Annotated in this window: 12 protein-coding genes and 1 tRNA gene; 11 read left to right on the forward strand and 2 right to left on the reverse strand. The window is 65.8% G+C overall.

Annotation, left to right across the window (positions count from 1 at the left end; genetic code table 11):
- Positions 1 to 45: 45 nt before the first annotated feature.
- The 4 genes from typA (at position 46) to ACFFF7_RS02935 (ending at position 6,464) form a co-directional block, all read left to right on the forward strand.
- A complete protein-coding gene (gene typA, locus ACFFF7_RS02920; RefSeq protein ID WP_379480456.1) occupies positions 46 to 1,863 on the forward strand; it encodes a translational GTPase TypA in 1,818 nt (605 codons plus the stop codon).
- Positions 1,864 to 1,949: 86 nt separating this feature from the next.
- Positions 1,950 to 4,607: a cadherin domain-containing protein gene (locus tag ACFFF7_RS02925; RefSeq protein ID WP_379479860.1), complete on the forward strand. Its 2,658-nt coding sequence runs from the start codon at positions 1,950 to 1,952 to the stop codon at positions 4,605 to 4,607.
- Between the two features lie 166 nt (positions 4,608 to 4,773).
- Positions 4,774 to 5,217 carry a hypothetical protein gene (locus tag ACFFF7_RS02930; RefSeq protein WP_379479861.1) on the forward strand — a complete coding sequence of 148 codons (444 nt, stop codon included), beginning with the start codon at positions 4,774 to 4,776 and terminating at the stop codon, positions 5,215 to 5,217.
- An 89-nt stretch (positions 5,218 to 5,306) separates the two neighbouring features.
- The gene (locus ACFFF7_RS02935) at positions 5,307 to 6,464 is read left to right on the forward strand and encodes a glycosyltransferase family 4 protein (protein WP_379479862.1); all 1,158 of its coding nucleotides are present in this window, start codon (positions 5,307 to 5,309) and stop codon (positions 6,462 to 6,464) included.
- Here ACFFF7_RS02935 and ACFFF7_RS02940 read toward each other — a convergent pair.
- Together ACFFF7_RS02940 and ACFFF7_RS02945 are read right to left on the reverse strand one after the other, a co-directional pair.
- Complete coding sequence (locus ACFFF7_RS02940) at positions 6,461 to 6,901, reverse strand: hypothetical protein (protein ID WP_379479863.1); 441 nt, start codon at positions 6,899 to 6,901, stop codon at positions 6,461 to 6,463. The two genes, ACFFF7_RS02935 and ACFFF7_RS02940, sit on opposite strands and share 4 nt — an antisense overlap.
- 74 nt (positions 6,902 to 6,975) lie before the next feature.
- Positions 6,976 to 7,587, reverse strand: a complete 612-nt coding sequence (locus ACFFF7_RS02945) for a PadR family transcriptional regulator (RefSeq protein ID WP_379479864.1) — start codon at positions 7,585 to 7,587, stop codon at positions 6,976 to 6,978.
- Positions 7,588 to 7,685: 98 nt separating this feature from the next.
- On the opposite strand from ACFFF7_RS02945, the gene ACFFF7_RS02950 reads away from it, so the two are divergent.
- From ACFFF7_RS02950 to ACFFF7_RS02980, 7 genes are all read left to right on the forward strand, one after another.
- Positions 7,686 to 9,005: a replication-associated recombination protein A gene (locus ACFFF7_RS02950; RefSeq protein ID WP_379479865.1), complete on the forward strand. Its 1,320-nt coding sequence runs from the start codon at positions 7,686 to 7,688 to the stop codon at positions 9,003 to 9,005.
- Positions 9,002 to 9,874 carry a hypothetical protein gene (locus tag ACFFF7_RS02955; protein ID WP_379479866.1) on the forward strand — a complete coding sequence of 291 codons (873 nt, stop codon included), beginning with the start codon at positions 9,002 to 9,004 and terminating at the stop codon, positions 9,872 to 9,874. Before ACFFF7_RS02950 ends, ACFFF7_RS02955 begins: the two co-directional genes overlap by 4 nt.
- A gap of 32 nt (positions 9,875 to 9,906) precedes the next feature.
- A tRNA-Thr gene (locus ACFFF7_RS02960) sits at positions 9,907 to 9,982 on the forward strand.
- 29 nt (positions 9,983 to 10,011) lie between these two features.
- Entirely contained in the window at positions 10,012 to 11,001 is a 990-nt protein-coding gene (locus ACFFF7_RS02965; RefSeq protein WP_379479867.1) for an acyl-CoA dehydrogenase family protein, read from the forward strand.
- Positions 10,998 to 12,152, forward strand: a complete 1,155-nt coding sequence (locus ACFFF7_RS02970; RefSeq protein WP_379479868.1) for an acyl-CoA dehydrogenase family protein — start codon at positions 10,998 to 11,000, stop codon at positions 12,150 to 12,152. The genes ACFFF7_RS02965 and ACFFF7_RS02970 overlap by 4 nt, the downstream gene beginning before the upstream one ends.
- Before the next feature lie 40 nt (positions 12,153 to 12,192).
- Positions 12,193 to 12,984 (forward strand): tryptophan 2,3-dioxygenase, encoded by a 792-nt coding sequence (locus ACFFF7_RS02975; protein ID WP_379479869.1) that lies wholly within the window; start codon positions 12,193 to 12,195, stop codon positions 12,982 to 12,984.
- On the forward strand, positions 12,981 to 14,084 hold the full coding sequence (locus tag ACFFF7_RS02980) for a PLP-dependent aminotransferase family protein (protein WP_379479870.1): 1,104 nt from the start codon (positions 12,981 to 12,983) through the stop codon (positions 14,082 to 14,084). The genes ACFFF7_RS02975 and ACFFF7_RS02980 overlap by 4 nt, the downstream gene beginning before the upstream one ends.
- Positions 14,085 to 14,141: the final 57 nt, after the last annotated feature.

Here is a 14,141-nt window from a genome sequence, read left to right on the forward strand (position 1 = left end):
GCGCTGCCCTTCCCCTGTCCAGAGAGTTCGTTCATGTCCGCCCCGCTGCCGCTGCGCAATATCGCCATCATCGCCCACGTCGACCACGGCAAGACCACGCTGGTCGACCAGCTGTTCCGCCAGTCGGGTACCTTCCGCGACAACCAGCGCATCGAAGAGCGCGCGATGGATTCGAACGACCTGGAAAAGGAACGCGGGATCACCATCCTGGCCAAGTGCACCTCGGTCGAATGGAACGGGACCCATATCAACATCGTCGACACCCCCGGCCACGCCGATTTCGGCGGCGAGGTGGAGCGCATCCTCAGCATGGTCGACGGCGTTATCCTGCTGGTCGACAGCTCGGAAGGGGCGATGCCGCAGACCAAGTTCGTCACCGGCAAGGCGCTGGCGCTGGGCCTGCGTCCGATCGTGGTGGTCAACAAGGTCGACCGCCCGGACGAGCGTATCCAGGAAGTGCTGGATGAGGTCTTCGACCTGTTCGTCAGCCTGGATGCCACCGACGAGCAGCTCGATTTCCCGGTGCTCTATGCCTCGGGCCGCAACGGCTATGCCAATGAGGATCCGAGCCTGCGTGAGGGCACCCTGACCCCGCTGTTCGAGAAGATCGTCGATCACGTTCCGCCGCCGGCCGCCGACGTAGACGGGCCGTTCAAGTTCCTGGTCACCCTGCTCGATCGCGACAACTTCCTTGGCCGCATCCTGACCGGCAAGGTCCAGTCGGGCACGGTCAAGGTCAATTCGCCGATCCATGCGCTCGACCGCGACGGCAAGGTGGTCGAGACCGGCCGCGCATCGAAGCTGATGGCCTTCCGCGGGCTGGAACGCGTGCCCGTGGACGAAGCCCGCGCCGGCGATATCATCTCCATTGCGGGTTTGACCGAAGCAACCGTGGCCAACACCATCGCCGATCCGTCGGTGACCGAGCCGCTCTATGCCCAGCCGATCGACCCGCCGACCCTGTCGATGCGCTTTGCCGTCAACGACAGCCCGATGGCCGGGCGCGAAGGCAGCAAGGTGACTAGCCGCATGATCCGCGACCGGCTGGAGCGCGAGGCTGAAAGCAACGTCGCGATCCGCGTCACCGAATCGGCCGACAAGGACAGCTTCGAAGTGGCCGGGCGCGGCGAACTGCAGCTGGGCGTGCTGATCGAAACGATGCGCCGCGAAGGCTTTGAACTGGGCATCAGCCGTCCCCGCGTACTCTATGGCGAGGACGAGAACGGCCAGCGGACCGAACCGTATGAAAGCGTGGTGATCGACGTTGATGACGAACACGCTGGTACGGTTGTTGAAAAGATGGCGACCCGCAAGGGCGAGATGACCGACATGCGCCCCTCGGGCGGCGGCAAGACCCGCATCACCTTCTCGGCCCCGTCGCGCGGCCTGATCGGCTATCACGGCGAATTCCTGTCTGACACCCGCGGCACCGGGATCATGAACCGGCTGTTCGAGAAGTACGGGCCGTACAAGGGCAAGATCGAGGGCCGCAAGAACGGCGTGCTGATTTCCAACGGCGCCGGCGAAGCGGTCGGCTATGCGCTGGGCCCGCTTGAAGAGCGCGGCATCCTGTTTGTCGGCGTCGGCACCCCGCTGTACGAAGGCATGATCATCGGCGAGAATGCCAAGCCCGACGATCTCGAAGTCAATCCGATGAAGTCGAAGCAGCTGACCAACTTCCGCTCGACCGGCAAGGACGACGCGATCCGGCTGACCCCGCCCAAGATCATGACGCTGGAACAGGCGATCGCCTATATCGACGACGACGAAATGGTCGAAGTCACGCCCAAGTCGATCCGCCTGCGCAAGGCCCTGCTCGACCCGCACGAGCGCAAGAAGGCCGGTCGCAAGAAGAACGACTGAGCCACCGTTCACCGGCAAGGTTGTCCTTGTGGCGGCCCAGGATTCACTTTAACTCTCCGTTACTTGACGGGCAGCAGGGGTGAACCATGCCGATTGCGGACTTTGTGCTGGGCGAAAAGTTCGTGGTCGATGGGCCCACGTCAAGCGCACGCGGGCCGGGCCGAATCGTAGAATTGAGCGGTGGCCGTTTCGTCATCGGCTATGACACAACCTGGAGCGCGGGCGGCCCGATCGGCACCTCGGCGGGACAGATCCTCAGCGCGACCGGGCTCGACTTCGGCAGCGACTTCCGCTTTTCGGCGTTCAACTTCGACCAGCAGAGCCTGGCCGCGATGCGCGCCCTGCCCGGTGGCGGTTTCATCGCGGTGTGGGATGGGATAACCGAAGGCAGCCAGGTCACCGCCGCCCAGCGGTTCGACGACAATGGGGCCGCGGTGGGCGAGGCCACGGTCCTGCGCGTCTTGCCGCCCGGCTCAAGCTGGTATCAGACCGCCGACCTGGTTCCGCTGAGCAACGGCAACTTCCTGCTGGTCAGCAACGGAGGGCCGACGGGCGCGTCGATAACCGGGCAGATTTGCGGGCCCGACGGTTCCTTTGAAGGCGTGCCGATCGACTTGGACGGTGGCGCAGCGGGGGCCAGTCATGCCCACATCGACCAGCGCGCCAATGGCGGTTTCGTCGTGTCATGGGTCGGTGCCGGAGCCAGCAACGACACCGATTGTTCGGCGCGGCTATTCGGCGCCGACGGCACGCCACAGGGCGCAGCTTTCACCGTCAATACCGCCACCGCGGGCGACCAGCGCGCCGCCGACGTGGCGTTCTTCGCCGATGGCAGCTTCGTCGCGGTGTGGACCTCGTCGCTGGGCGGACGGCAGGACGTCTATGGCCAGCTGTTCACCGCCAGCGGCGCGAAGGTGGGTGCGGGGTTCCTCGTCAACGTCAGCGACAATACCTTTAACGACTATCCGGCGGTGGCCGTGCTGGCCGACCAGAGCTTCGTGGTGACCTGGCAGCGGCCGTCGTTCTTCATCAACGCACAGGGCTTCGTCGTCGATCGCGGCTATGGCATCACCGCCCAAGCCTTTGCCGCCGATGGGACCAAGACCGGCGGCCAGTTCTGGATCGATGACTCCAACGGCAACCGCTATTCCGGCCCGTCGATCGAAGCGCTAAACAATGGCGGCTATGCGGTGACCTGGTACGATCAGAAATTCAACGTCGCCGATCCCGAAACCAGCGGCCTGAAGGCGCGGATATTCGGCCCCAATTCGCCGCCGTCGCTGACATCGCCAGATCATGCCGCGATCCCCGAGAACACCGTGGCAGTAATGTCGCTGCTGGGCACCGACCTCGACGTCAACGCGCGGTTGACCTATGCGATCAGCGGCGGCTTTGATGCATCGCTGTTCCGGGTCAACGCGCAGACCGGTGCGCTCAGTTTCGCTTATGCTCCCGATTTCGAAGCCACAGCCTTTCACCCCAACACCTACACCGTCCAGGTGTCGGTCAGCGACGGTCACGCCACCGCTTACCAGACCCTGACGATCAACGTCACCGACGTGCGTGAGGCGGTCAACCTGACTGGCACTCCGGACGCCGATACCCTGACCGGGACCGAGTTTTCCGACAGCCTTGCGGGCCTGGGCGGCAACGACGTGCTGATCGGTAACGAGCAGGACGATTACCTCGACGGCGGCACCGGTACCGACCTGCTCTATGGCGGGGCGGGCAGCGACACCTATGTCGTCGATGGCGGTGATCTGGTGTTCGAAGGTGCCGGCGAGGGCGATCTCGACCGGGTGTTCGCCGACAGCAGTTTCTATCTGTTCGCCAATGTCGAGTATCTGTTCCTGAACGAGGCCGCGGGTGACGGTTTTGGCGTCGGCAACGAACTCGACAACACCATTTTCGGCAATTCCGGCCACAATCTGCTTATCGGGCTGGGCGGGGGAGACTTCATTTCGGGCGGCGATGGCAACGACGCGCTGTTCGGCATGGACGGGGCCGACACGCTCTATGGCGATGGCGGCATCGATTATCTTGCCGGAGGTGCAGGCAACGATACGATCGACGGCGGAAGCGAAGCCGATGCGCTATATGGAGAAGGCGGGGACGATGTCATCTGGGCAGGAGCGGGTTTCGTCACCGATATCCTGACCGGTGGCGCGGGCAATGACGAACTGCACGCCGACAGCGGCGAGGCCGACTACGATTTGATCGACGGCGGCAGCGGCAACGACACGTACTGGGTCGATACCGGCGACGATCTGACTTTCGAGGCCGTGGACGGCGGGATCGACACCGTCATCGCCAATGTTCCCGGAGAGAACAACGGGGTTTACCTCTATGCCAACGTCGAAAACCTGATCCTGGAAGGCACCACAAAGTTCGGCGTGGGCAATGAACTCACCAACCATCTGACCGGAAGCTATGCGGCCAACTGGCTGCTCGGCGGCGCGGGCAACGACACGATCGAAGGTGGCGCCGGCGACGATGTGCTTTTCGGCGAGGCCGGGGCCGACCGCTTCGTGTTCGCCCCCGGCAGCGGTGCCGACCTGATCGGCGATTTTGCGCCAGGCGTCGATACCATCGATGTCGCCGCCTATGGCTATGATTGGGCGGGGCTGCAGGCGGCGATGGGACAGGTCGGAGGCGATACCTTCATCAATCTGCTCAATGGCGACCTTCTGGTCCTGAGCGGGGTCAGCATGAACCAGCTTCAGGAAAGCAGCTTCATCGTGTGAGGTGCTGAGCCACAGCGGCACTTTCGTTCAGCTTGGCGTTAAACAAGCTGAACGGCGACTGCATAGTCGCAGTTGGATCCGTTCAGATGGAAGGGTGCAAAAGCGCAGCCATACGGCGAATCGCACGGGGGGCATGGGCCAACCGCGAGGCCGCGGAGTCCATGCCATGACCGGCATTTTCAAGAAGTCCGTGCTTGCTGCGGCGCTAGCCGCCACCACCCTTGCTACCGCCACCCCGGCGATGGCCGATCCCTATGGCAATTACCGCCACCGCGGCAACGGCGACACCGCCGGGGCGGCGATCCTGGGCGGGATCATCGGGCTGACCATCGGCGTGATTGCCGCATCGGCCGGCAAGAAGCACGACCGCTGCGACTATAACCGCGACCATGACGGCTACCGCGACGGCTATCGCCATGACAATCGCGGCCGCTACTGCGACCGCGACGGGCGTTACCGCGACTATCCGCAGCAGGGCGGCTACTACGGCAACGATCCCCGCCAAGGCGGCTATTACGACCGCCAGGGCGACGACTATGCCCAGCGCGGCTACCGTGAAGGCGATGACGACCGCGGCTATGACGAGCGCGGCGACCGCCAGGGTTACTGAGTTCACCGGCCACCGAGAGAGGGCGCGGGGGGCAATCCTCGCGCCCTCGATTTTGCGTGCGGCGGCGCAATCGGCTAGGGGCTCTTGCGATGCAGATGTCCGACCTTCGCATTGCCCTGTTCAGCGGCAACTACAACATGACCACCGACGGCGCGAACCGCGCGCTCAACCGGCTGGTCGAATACCTGCTGCGCCAGGGCGCGGAGGTCCGCGTCTATTCGCCGACCAATGCCGAGCCCGCCTTTCCGCCGACCGGCGATCTGGTCAGCCTGCCCTCGTTCGCCATTCCCGGGCGCAGTGAATACCGTCTGCCGATGGCGCTGAATGGCCGGGTGCGGCGCGATCTGGCGGCTTTCAAGCCCAATGTCGTCCATGTCTCATCGCCCGATGTCAGCGCCCACCGCGCGGTTACCTGGGCGCGGCACCGCCGCCTGCCGGTGCTGGCTTCGGTCCACACGCGGTTCGACACCTATCCGCGCTATTACAACATGGCCTGGGCCGAACCGGCGCTGACCGCGCTGCTGCGCCGCTTCTATCGCCGCTGCGATGCGCTGGTGACGCCGTCGGAATCGATGGCCCAGGTGCTGCGCGATCAGCGGATGAACTATGACATCGGGATCTGGTCGCGCGGGGTCGACCGCACGGTGTTCAATCCCGGCCGCCGCGATCCGGCCTGGCGTCAGCAACTCGGCCTGGCCGATAACGAGGTTGCCGTGGGCTTCCTCGGCCGGCTGGTCATGGAAAAGGGCCTCGACGTGTTTTCCGACACGATCGACGAGTTGCGCGCCCGCGAAATCCCGCACCGCGTGCTGGTGGTGGGCGAAGGCCCGGCGCGCGAATGGTTCGAAGCGCGGCTGCCCGACGCAGTCTTTGCCGGCTTCCAGGGCGGCGCCGACCTGGGCCGCGCGGTGGCCAGCATGGACGTGCTGTTCAATCCTTCGATCACCGAAACCTTCGGCAACGTGACGCTGGAAGCGATGGCCTGCGGCCTGCCGGTGGTCGCCGCGGCGGCGACCGGCAGCGAAAGCCTGGTCGACGATGGCCGTTCCGGCCGGCTGGTCCGCCCCGGCGCGATCCACCATTTTGCCGAGGCGCTGCGCGGCTATATCGAGGATCCGGCACTGCGCGCAAAGCACGGCGCCGCGGGCGAAGCGCGGTCCAAGGACTTCAGCTGGGACCGGATCAACCAGGCGGTGGCCGACACCTATCTGCGGCTGATCCGGCAAAAGCCGAAAGCGCAGCCCTAACGCTGGATGCCCTGCGCAGCCGACTTGCGCGAATAGTGCCACAGAAACAGGACGATGCCGCAGATCACCAGCGGCATCACCTTGCTCGCAGTGGAAGCGAGCGCGGCCGGCGTGTTGGTCAGCTGATAGCCAAAGCTGACCACAGCGCCCACCAGCGAGACGAGAAACGCGGTCGCGGCATGGCGCGAGCGCAGCAGCATCAGCACCGATCCGGCGACCGACCCCCAGACCCCCAGGCCCCAGCCGATCTGCGCCCACAGCGGGAAGCTGTCGATCCAGTCGAGGATGACCTGCGGATCGCCCGCCGCCTTCAGATAGTCGACATTGCGGGTCCGGGTCATCACATAGTCCCAGGCGCCGAAGCTGTTCCACAGCGCGCCGAGCACGGAAACCACCCAATAGCTTGTCGGCACGCGGGCCGCATTTGCCTGTTCCATCCGATCCCTCCCCCAGGTTGCGATGTTGGCTGCAGCCAAGCTAACACAACCCGGGGCAGGGCCAAAATCGCGCCTTACAGGCGCTCGATCTTGCGCGCCGCCTCGTCAAGGATATCGGCAACCTGATGCATCGTTTCGCGGTCGAAATCGCCGCTGGCGGCACGCTGGCGCACCGCGGTGAACAGGTTACCCATCGCCCGGCGCAGCGGCGGGGCGCCGTGGCGCTGCTCGTCGTCGGCAAGGCCGCGCAACCGCTCCTTGAGGCGCGCGACCTCTTCGGCGCGATCGGCGACTTCCTGCTGTCCGGCAGCCGTTGCGGCATAGGATTTGCGCGAACCGTCACCGGCCTGCTCGGCGATCACGCCTTCGTCGGTCAGCAGATTGAGCGTGGGATAGACCACCCCCGGGCTGGGCGCATAGTTGCCGCCGGTCAGTTCCTCGATCGCCTTGATCAGCTCATAGCCGTGGCGCGGCTGTTCGCTCAGCAAGTCAAGCAGGACCAGGCGCAATTCGCCCGTGCCGAACACCCGGCCGCGTCCGCCCGGGCCGCGGCGATGCCGCCCGCCCCAGTCGCCGCCTTCGGCCCCGTCGCCAAAGCTGCCGCCCCAGCGGCCGCGCCGCCCGGTCATCATGGCCATCATCGGCCACATTCCGCGGCCACGCGGGCCGCATCCATAGTGATTCATGTATCTATGTCCTTTCATGATGCGTCTAAGATATATCTTATAACGATCGATGCAAGCCCCCGATGACAATTTTCTGCCGCGCGCCTATCGTGGCGCGGATGGCCGACCTTTTTGCCGACGACCTGCCTCCGCCCCCGGTGGACGAACCCGCAGCCGACGCTCCCTTGGCCGACCGGCTGCGGCCGCGCGGGCTGGACCAGATCATCGGCCAGGACCACCTGACCGGGCCCGAAGGCGCGATCGGGCGGATGGTCGCGGCCGGGCGCCTGTCCAGCATGATCCTGTGGGGTCCGCCCGGCACCGGCAAGACCAGCATGGCGCGCCTGCTGGCCGACGCTGTGGGGATGCGTTTCGTCGCGATCAGCGCGGTGTTTTCGGGTGTGGCCGATCTCAAGAAGGCCTTTGCCGAAGCTGAGCTGGCGGCCAGGGCCGGACAGCGCACCCTGCTGTTCGTGGACGAGATCCACCGCTTCAACCGCGCCCAGCAGGACGGTTTCCTGCCCTTTGTCGAAAAGGGCACTGTCACGCTGGTCGGGGCAACAACCGAAAACCCCAGTTTCGCGCTAAACGCCGCGCTGCTCAGCCGGGCGCAGGTGCTGATCCTGCACCGGCTCGATGCCGCAGCACTCGATACCCTGCTGGCGCGTGCCGAGACGCTGGAAGGGCCCTTGCCCCTGACCGCACAGGCACGTGAGGCGCTAGTTGCCAGCGCCGACGGCGACGGCCGGTTTCTGCTCAACCAGGCCGAAACGCTCTACAATGCCAGGATCCCGGAGCCACTCGATCCCGCCGCGCTCGGCGCATTCCTGCAGCGCCGGGTGGCGGTTTACGACAAGGACCGCGACGGCCACTACAACCTGATTTCGGCTCTGCACAAGGCGCTGCGCGGCTCCGATCCGCAGGCCTCGCTCTACTACATGGCGCGGATGCTGACCGCCGGGGAGGAGCCGCTCTACGTGCTGCGCCGGCTGGTCCGCTTCGCATCCGAGGACGTCGGCCTGGCCGATCCGCAGGCGCTGGTGCAGTGCCTCGCGGCCAAGGACGCCTACCAGTTCCTCGGCAGCCCCGAAGGCGAGCTGGCTATCGTCCAGGCCTGCCTCTATCTCGCCACCGCGCCCAAATCGAACGCCGCCTACCTGGCACAGAAGGAAGCCTGGACCAGCGCGCGCGAGACCGGCAGCCTGGCCCCGCCGCCGAATATCCTCAATGCCCCGACCAAGCTGATGAAGGACATCGGCTATGGGGCGGGCTATGCCTATGATCACGACGCCGAGGACGGCTTTTCAGGCGACAACTACTGGCCCGAGGAATTGGCGCCGCAGACCTATTACCGCCCAGTTGAACGCGGGTTTGAGCGCGAGGTGACGAGGCGCCTCGAATGGTGGAACAAGCGGCGGGCCGAGCTGCGCGGCGCATGACGCCGGACCGCTTTCGCAATTTCGCCGCAGTAGACTGGTCGGGTGCGGCCGGGGAACGGCACCGCGGGATCGCTGTGGCGCTGATGCGCGAAGGTGAACCTGTACCACAACTGGTGCGCCCCGAGCACCGCTGGTCGCGCGCCGAGGTGCTGGCCTGGCTGATAGCGGAAATGCCCGCCAACACCCTGGTCGGGTTCGACATGGGGATCAGTCTGGCCCATGCCGATGCCGGTACCTATTTTCCCGGCTGGGCCGAGAGCCCCTCCGACGCCAGGGCTCTTTGGGCTCTGGTCGAAGCCGTGTGTGCAGCCGATCCGCACTTGTCGGTCACCAGATTCGTCGATCACAGCGAAGCCGCGCGCCATTTCCGCCGTCATGGCGGGCGCGAGGGCGATCTGTTCGGCGGCGGCCGCGGCCGCTTCCGCGTGACCGAACGCGCGCAGGAGCTGCTGGGCTGCAAGCCCTATTCCAATTTCAACCTGGTCGGTGCGGCGCAGGTCGGCAAGTCGAGTCTTTCGGGCATGCGCCTGCTGCACCGCTTGCACGGCCAAATACCGGTGTGGCCGGTCGATCCCCTGCCCGGCAGCGGATCGGTCGTGGTCGAGATCTATACCACCATCGCCGCCATGGCCGCGGGGCGCACCGCGGGCAGATCGAAGATTCGGACCTACGAAGACCTGAACGATGCGCTGACCGCCCTGAAGTGCGACGCAATCGCTGGCACTGGCGCGATTGCCGACCACGCCAGCGATGCACTGATCACCGCTGCCTGGCTGCGCGGCGCGGCGCGCGATCCGGCCCTGTGGCAGCCATCGGCGCTGACCGATCAGATTGCCCGAACAGAGGGGTGGACCTTCGGCGCCCGATAGTTCTAAGGACGCCCTGCACATATGGCCACGTTGCCGGCTTAGCTCAGTTGGTAGAGCACCTGATTTGTAATCAGGGGGCCACGGGTTCGAATCCTGTAGCCGGCACCATTTTTCAAACAAGGGGCGGGCGGCAACACATGCTTGCAGAGATGATCCAGCGCCTGTTCGAGCGATCGCTCGACGATGCGGCGCAAGCGCAGGCGCGTGAGGGCCAGTGGCTCCCCGCACTGTGGGCCGAGGTCGAGGAGATGGGTCTGCCGCTGGCGCTGCTCGGCGAAGACCAGGGCGGGTTCGGCCTCGCCGCCGACGAACAGGGCGAAGCACTACGCCTGCTGGGCAAGCTGGCCGTTCCGCTGCCCGTGGCCGAAACCATGGCCGCCAATCGCCTGCTTGCCGCCGCGGACCTGCCGCTGGCCGAAGGCGCGGCCGGACTGGCCCGCGCCGACGATCTCAAGTTGGAAGGTGGCCGCCTGACGGGCACGGTTGCCCGCGTCGCCTGGGGCGAGAATCTGGATTGCCTGGCCCTGGCCGTGGGGGACACGCTGTACCGCGTCCCGCGCAGTGGCTGGTCGCTGGCCGAAGCGGGCACCTCGCTCAATTTCCATCCCCGTCCCACCCTGGCGATCGACTGGACGGTCGATGCATCGGCACCGCTGCCCTATTGCCCGCTGGCGGCAGGTGCCACCGTGCGCGCCTTCCAGATCGCCGGCGCGCTCGAATCGGCGCTCGACATGACGCTCGACCACACTGCCACCCGGGTTCAGTTCGGCAAGCCGCTGCAGAAGAACCAGGTGGTCCAGCACGAGCTGGCCAAGTTGGCCGGAGAGCTGGCCTGCGCCACCGCCGCGGCCGATCTGGCCGGCGAGGCCTTGGCCCGCGGCGACGTGCTGGGGGTTGCCGCCGGATCCCTGCGCGCGCGCGAAGCCGCGGGCAACGGCGCGGGGATCGCAACGCAAATGCATGGCGCCATCGGCTTTACCCGCGAGCATCGCCTGCACCTTTACACAACTTCCCTGTGGACCTGGCGCGATGAGTTCGGCGGTCAGGTTTTCTGGGCAACGCAACTGGGCCGCGCTGCGATGGCGGCTGGCGGTGATGGATACTGGCCGATGGTGACATCCCTATGAGCGCGATACCCTTCCCCGCCCCGCCGGCCGACAGCGACGAAGTCCTCGCGCTGCGCACCGAGTTCCGGTCCTTCCTCGATCAGCAGCTGGGCCACCGCAGCCCGCGCCAGCGCAGCGACAACTGGTACGGTTTCAGCCGCGAATTTTCGCTGGCCATGGGTCAGGCCGGATACCTTGGCATGACCTGGCCCAAGCAATACGGCGGTCATGAGCGCAACGCCTACGAACGCTACGTCATCGTGGAGGAATCGCTCGCCTATGGCGCTCCGGTCGGCGCGCACTGGATCGCCGATCGCCAGTCCGGTCCATCGATCATCAAGTTCGGCACGCAGGAGCAGAAGGAAACGATCCTGCCGCGCATCGCCGCGGGCGAGCTGGCTTTCGGCATCGGCATGAGCGAGCCCGATTCCGGCAGCGACCTGGCCGCCACGCGGACCAAGGCGGTGCGCGACGGCGATATCTATCGCGTCACCGGAACCAAGGTCTGGACCAGCTTCGCGCACGAGGCCGACTATGTCATCCTGTTCTGCCGCACCAGCGGCACCCCGGCCGACCGGCACCAGGGCACCAGCCAGCTTTTGGTCAACCTCAAGAACACTCCAGGTTTGACAATCCGGCCGATCATCGACCTGGCCGGACAGCATCATTTCAATGAGATGCACTTCGAAGATGCCGTGGTTCCTGCAAAGAACCTGCTCGGCGCAGAAGGCGATGGCTGGAACCAGGTGATGAGCGAACTGGCCTTTGAACGCTCCGGCCCGGAACGGTTCCTGTCCTCGATCGAGCTGATGTACCAGCTGCTGAACGCGCTGAAGGGCCGCGAAGACGATGCCGCGCTGGCGACCATCGGCCGGCTTACCGCGCAGCTTGCGGTGCTGCGCCGCCTGTCGCGCTCGGTCGCAGCGATGCTGCAGAACAAGCAGGATGCGGGACTGCAGGCTTCGATCGTCAAGGATGTTGGCGCGGTGTGGGAACAGACCCTGCCCGATTTCGCCCGCCAGTTGGTCGACGCCGAACCCGATCCGCGCAGCCAGGCGGCCTATGCCGGTGTGCTGGCCAACATCGTCCACAACGCACCCAGCTGGTCGCTGCGAGGCGGCACGCGAGAGATCCTGCGCGGGATCATCGCGCGCGGTCTCGGCACCCGCTAATCCGGTTGCATTGGTAACCGGTTCGGTCGATGGTCGCGCCATGACCGAACCCATGACCTATGCGCGCTATCTGGCGCTCGATGACCTGCTGGCCTGCCAGCATCCGCGGTCCGATGCCGATGATGAACTGCTGTTCGTCATCATCCACCAGACCAAGGAACTGTGGCTCAAGCAGATGATCCGCGAGCTGCGGCTGGCGGTTGCCGAGGTCCGCGCCGATCAGCTGGTCCCGGCCTACAAGGCACTGGCCCGGGTCAGCCGGATCCAGGCGGTGATGACGCTGAGCTGGGACGTGCTGGCGACAATGACGCCGAGCGACTACACCCGCTTTCGCGACGTGCTGGGTCCATCGAGCGGGTTCCAGTCGGACCAGTTCCGAACGGTCGAATATATGCTGGGGCTGAAGGACGCGCGGTTTCTCGACTATCAGAATGATCGTCCTGAAGCTCGCGCGGCGATGGAGCAGGCGCTCGCCGCGCCCAGCTTGTGGGACGAGGCGATTGCCGCCGCTGCCCGCGCCGGACTGGCGATCCCTTCCGAAGTGCTGGAGCGCGATGTGACCCAATCCCATGCCCCGCATCCAGGAGTCGAGACGGCCTTTTTGGAGGTCTATCGCGACACGCAGCGCTATTGGGAGCTGTACCAGCTGGCCGAAAAGCTGGTCGATCTCGACGATGCCATGGCCACCTGGCGGCACAAGCACGTGCTGACGGTCGAGCGCGTCATCGGCGGCAAGCGCGGCACCGGCGGGACCGCCGGGGCCAGCTATCTCCAGTCGACCCTGGGCAAACGCGCCTTCCCCGAGCTGTGGTCGCTGCGGACCGCGCTGTGAGCTGGAAACACCTGTTCTCCCGCAGTCTGTCCGCCGCACCCGGCCGCCTGCATTTTGCCGCGCACAGCCATCACCTGTGGCCCGATGCCAGCTGGGACGGACAGGCGCAGGCCTTGGACGATGCTGCACGGCTGGCTGATTACAAATGGGACCACATCTTTGCCGAAGTGATCCCCGAAGCCCAGCAGCACATCGTGCGCGAGCTGGCGCTGCCCGATCCGGCATCAATCGCCTTTGCGCCGAACACGCACGATTTCCTGGTGCGGATCGTGTCGGCCCTACCAATGGCGCAGCCCCGCGTGCTGGCCAGCGACGGCGAGTTCCACTCGTTCCGCCGTCAGGCGCTGCGCTGGGCCGAAAGCGGGCGGATCGCCCTTACCACGGTGCCACTGGAACGACTGGCTGCCGAGGCCGAAGGCGGCGCTTACGACCTCATCTTTGCCAGCCAGGTCCAGTTCAATTCGGGGCAGGCACTGGACGGGATCGAACGGCTCGCCACGCTGGCCCGCCCAGAGGGACCGTTGGTAGTGATCGACGGCTATCACGGCTTCATGGCCACGCCGACCGACCTGTCGGCACTGGCCGAGCGGATCTTCTACCTGTCGGGCGGATACAAATATGCCATGGCGGGCGAAGGCGCGTGCTTCCTTCATGCGCCGCCAGGCTTTGCCCCGCGCCCCGAAGTGACCGGGTGGTATGCCGCCTTCGACGATCTGGCCGCACGGCAGGGCGGGGTCGGCTATGCCCCGGACGGGCGCCGTTTTCTGGGCAGTACCTTCGATCCATCGGGGATCTACCGCTTCAACGCGGTCCAGCGGATGCTGGCCAGTGAAGGCCTGACGACCGCACAGATCTCGGCCCATTGCAATACGCTCAAGGCGCGGTTTCTGGCGGCCGACCCCTATCCCGATCTTCACGTCATCAGCGGCAAGCAGGCGCGGTTCTTAGCGTTGCAGGGTAGCCGAGCGCCCGAACACTATGCGAGCCTCAAGGCTGCAGGCGTCGTCACCGATCTGCGCGGCGACGTGCTGCGCATCGGCTTTGCACTCTACCAGGACGATGCCGACATCGATGCGCTGCTGGCGCGGATCGCACCGTGAAACGAAAAGCCCCGCCGGATCGCTCCGGCGGGGCCTGCGTTCAGCCGTTCGGCCGGA

The sequence above is a fragment of the Novosphingobium aquiterrae genome (assembly GCF_042434435.1).
GTDB lineage: Bacteria > Pseudomonadota > Alphaproteobacteria > Sphingomonadales > Sphingomonadaceae > Novosphingobium > Novosphingobium aquiterrae.

What these genes read in the sequence shown, in the direction of transcription:
- ACFFF7_RS02925 (WP_379479860.1), top strand. Translation starts at nt 1,950, where the DNA reads ATGCCGATTGCGGACTTTGTGCTGGGCGAAAAGTTCGTGGTCGATGGG.
- ACFFF7_RS02930 (WP_379479861.1), top strand. Translation starts at nt 4,774, where the DNA reads ATGACCGGCATTTTCAAGAAGTCCGTGCTTGCTGCGGCGCTAGCCGCC.
- ACFFF7_RS02935 (WP_379479862.1), top strand. Translation starts at nt 5,307, where the DNA reads ATGCAGATGTCCGACCTTCGCATTGCCCTGTTCAGCGGCAACTACAAC.
- ACFFF7_RS02940 (WP_379479863.1), bottom strand. Translation starts at nt 6,901, where the DNA reads ATGGAACAGGCAAATGCGGCCCGCGTGCCGACAAGCTATTGGGTGGTT.
- ACFFF7_RS02945 (WP_379479864.1), bottom strand. Translation starts at nt 7,587, where the DNA reads ATGAATCACTATGGATGCGGCCCGCGTGGCCGCGGAATGTGGCCGATG.
- ACFFF7_RS02950 (WP_379479865.1), top strand. Translation starts at nt 7,686, where the DNA reads ATGGCCGACCTTTTTGCCGACGACCTGCCTCCGCCCCCGGTGGACGAA.
- ACFFF7_RS02955 (WP_379479866.1), top strand. Translation starts at nt 9,002, where the DNA reads ATGACGCCGGACCGCTTTCGCAATTTCGCCGCAGTAGACTGGTCGGGT.
- ACFFF7_RS02965 (WP_379479867.1), top strand. Translation starts at nt 10,012, where the DNA reads ATGCTTGCAGAGATGATCCAGCGCCTGTTCGAGCGATCGCTCGACGAT.
- ACFFF7_RS02970 (WP_379479868.1), top strand. Translation starts at nt 10,998, where the DNA reads ATGAGCGCGATACCCTTCCCCGCCCCGCCGGCCGACAGCGACGAAGTC.
- ACFFF7_RS02975 (WP_379479869.1), top strand. Translation starts at nt 12,193, where the DNA reads ATGACCGAACCCATGACCTATGCGCGCTATCTGGCGCTCGATGACCTG.